Raw genomic sequence first — 3060 nt, forward strand, 5'->3', positions numbered from 1 at the left:
GTGTGGCCGGCCCGGAGGGAGACCTCCCGCGTTTCGAGGAAGTTGCTGGACGTACCCGAGCTGTTGAAATCCTTGTTCAAGGCCAGGGTGGCGTAGGTTTTGGGGCGGCCGGATTCGTCCAGGCCCGAGCTCTGGGCCGTGACGGCCAGGCGGAAGGCCGGGGTGCTTTCGCTGTCGCGGCCGCTCTCCTCGAAGTCCCGATGATGGTAGCCGACGCCCAGCTCACCGTAGAGGAACTTGGCGTTGCGCCGGTACACCAGCCCGATCACGTTGGAGGTGTAGTCGGCAATGCCTTCGTCGTGATCCCGATTCCAGATGCTGTAATCGACGGCGATGGAGTCCCGGGGCGACAGGTGGTAGCGGAAATCGAAAAGGCCCCGGTTTTCCGTTGCGTCTTCGGGGTTGACCTTATCGTAATTGACGGCGGTGTGCCGGTAGGCGAGGCGGGATGAAAAGCGTTCGCTGAAACGGTAGGCGAGCCAGGGCTCTATCTGGTTGTAGTTGTATTTCTCCTGGATCCCGACGAGTCCGGTGGTGTGGTCGGCCTCGGACTGGTCCCGGGTGCGGACGAAATATTCCTTGAGGCCGAGATTGATCTTGGCCGTGGGCCGGGTTTCGGCGTTCAGCCGGAGGGTGTGCCCGGTGTAATCGAGGTCGTCGGCGTTCCGATGTCCGGCCGGCCGGTCGTCCCGGTCGTCATAGGAGTAGATGTTGAGGGAATAGCCCAGGTCCACCAGGGTTTTTCCGGTCCGATAGCCGAAGCGGAGACCCGGCTGCACCAGATAGGTGTCCACCCGAAGCTTCTCGAAATCGTCGTCCACCCGGTAGAAGTTGCTGTCCGTCCGATAGGCGAAGGAGAGGGTCGGCTCCAGCCGATTGGTCGCCTTGGCCGTCAGGTTGAGGTTGGCGTTCGCGACGTCGATTTCGTCCGCGTAGATCAGGGGTTCGATCACCACCCGGTTTTCCGGTTCGATCACCACCTGATTTTCCGCAACGACCGTCACTGGAAGCACACAGAGAAAACCGAGAACCACTGCAACCTTGAAACATTGTTTTTTCATCAGAACATCCTCTTTCAGAATAGGGCGTAGTGGAGCATATATTATTGAAACGAGCGCGCTGCAATCAGTTTCCACCCAACAGCTGCAATTGTACAACCGCTGTCCGGGTGTTTCTCCGGAAGCATCCGCGTCTCGCGGCATGCGAAACCACGGCGTCGCCCAGGAGCGTCTGCAACGGCTCACGATGCATAAAATAAGAACTTTTGATATATCGTTTTCTCTCTATAGATTCCGGATTGCCCGATGTCAACCCGAATTTGGAAAAAGTTAAAAAAAGTTATAGCTGATTAAGGGGGGAGGGGTGGTTAGGTGAAGAAGGGTTTTAGGGTGATTAGGGTTTTAGGGTGTTAGAGTTTTAGGGTTTTAGGGTGATTAAGGTGGTAGAGTTTTAGGGTGGTTGGGGGGAGAGGATGATCTTGTGCCTGTGGGATGTTGGTGTTGCGTTTCAGGACATCTTTCGGTGTTGACTTCGATTTTCAGGGGTTGGTGGGGGGAAAGGCTGAAGGCTGAAGACTGAAGGCTGAAGACTATAAGCGTGTGCCGGTAACCACATAAAACCATAAAACCATAAAACCCTAAAACCCTAATCACCCTAACCACCCTATCCTTTTATAAATGCCGCGATTCGCGCGGCGCCGTCTTTCTGATTTGCGGCGGCCAGGGTTTTCTGCAGGGAGGTGAAGGCTGCGCGGAGGACGGCGGTTTTGGGGCGGGGGGAGGTCAGCTGGGCGTCGATGGTTCTGAGATCGGCCACAAGCTCCGCCAAGGCGTCGAATTCGAGGTTCATGCCGCCGGCATCGGCCTTGATGCCGGTTGCGAGGGCCTCTGCGGCCGTCCGTCCGGCATCGTCCACGACCGGTCCGTCTCCCAGGCGCGGCGCGGCGTCGCCGCCCCCGGCGCCCAGATCCCGGGCCGTCGCGATGCCGGTCTCCGTCAGCCCCACGCCGCCTGAAAGGGTCCGCACCGCCACGGCGTCCATCCCCATGAGGGATTCGGCGATCTTGAGGGACTCGGGCTTTTCGCAGCCCATCGCCGCGCCCACGTCGTACATGGAGATCTGGCCCGACAGGCTGCCGTCGAGGCGGTCGTACAGGGTCAGGAGGAATTGCTTTTCGTTGTCGTTCAAGGTGATCATCGCTTTAGGGTCCCTTCCTTTGGGGGGCGGTATCATGCCGGGCCGCATCCTTCCGGCACCGCTATCCAGTCATTGTCATGAAAGTCGGAAACTGGAGTTTAGTACATGCAGACCGGTTTGTCCATAGGCGGTTGGTCCTTCGGGGCGGTTTCAGGAAAGCAGGGTTTTAAACTTTTTTCTGCCTTTGATCCTGTAGACCGAGAAATCGCGATCGATCGTTGCAATGGTATCGATGTTGAGCTGTTCGGCGATATATACCAGACATGAATCGGCAAAATCCATTGGCAAGTCCCGGTATTTTTCCGTCAACGCTTTCAGTCGATGAAAATCCTTATTCTGGATATCATAAATTTCAACGCCGCCTCTGCCGATCCATTCTAAAAAGTCGATCTGGGCATTTCGGTTGAAATCCAGCAAGTGAAGTGTCTCCGTTATGGAGGCTATGGTCGTGACAAGAGGGTGCTTATTTGTTTTGATGAATTCAAGCGATTCATGATGGTATCTATCGGACGCATCGAACAGCGCAATCAATGGGCCGGAGTCTATCAGGACTTTTTTCATCATCTCGACTCTGAAGACTGAAGGCTGAAGGCTGAAGGCTAAAGGGGTGGTCTGCGATGGACGGAACGTTTATGCCCCTTCAGTCTTCAGTCTTCAGCCTCAATTTCTTTTAGCCCGAATCTTCTCTTTTAAAATGGCTTTTCGATCGACAGACAGATTTTCCCGGCCGCTTGAATATCTGCCAAACAAATCCTTGCCCGATTCCCAGGCATCGAGGCTTTCCAACTTTCCGATATATTCAATTATACTTTTGCGAATCAATTCGGATTTTGTCAGACCCAGATTTCTGGCAGCGACACGAAC

Annotated in this window: 4 protein-coding genes; all 4 read right to left on the bottom strand. The window is 55.3% G+C overall.

Annotation, left to right across the window (positions count from 1 at the left end; translation table 11 throughout):
- Positions 1 to 1061, bottom strand: a 1061-nt coding sequence (locus AB7S84_RS15205; protein WP_428155504.1) for a hypothetical protein, incomplete at its 3' end; no start/stop codon positions are given.
- Positions 1062 to 1662: 601 nt separating this feature from the next.
- Entirely contained in the window at positions 1663 to 2232 is a 570-nt protein-coding gene (locus AB7S84_RS15210; protein ID WP_428155506.1) for a hypothetical protein, read from the bottom strand.
- Positions 2233 to 2346: 114 nt separating this feature from the next.
- Entirely contained in the window at positions 2347 to 2760 is a 414-nt protein-coding gene (locus AB7S84_RS15215; RefSeq protein WP_020877891.1) for a type II toxin-antitoxin system VapC family toxin, read from the bottom strand.
- Positions 2761 to 2856: 96 nt separating this feature from the next.
- Positions 2857 to 3060: CopG family transcriptional regulator (locus AB7S84_RS15220; RefSeq protein ID WP_428155509.1), on the bottom strand; the 204-nt coding region annotated here is incomplete at its 5' end.

The sequence above is a fragment of the Desulfococcus sp. genome (assembly GCF_050178255.1).
Taxonomy (GTDB): domain Bacteria; phylum Desulfobacterota; class Desulfobacteria; order Desulfobacterales; family Desulfococcaceae; genus Desulfococcus; species Desulfococcus multivorans.

Excerpts from the sequence above, each read along its gene's own strand:
- AB7S84_RS15210 (WP_428155506.1), bottom strand. The coding sequence starts at position 2,232 with ATGATACCGCCCCCCAAAGGAAGGGACCCTAAAGCGATGATCACCTTG.
- AB7S84_RS15215 (WP_020877891.1), bottom strand. The coding sequence starts at position 2,760 with ATGATGAAAAAAGTCCTGATAGACTCCGGCCCATTGATTGCGCTGTTC.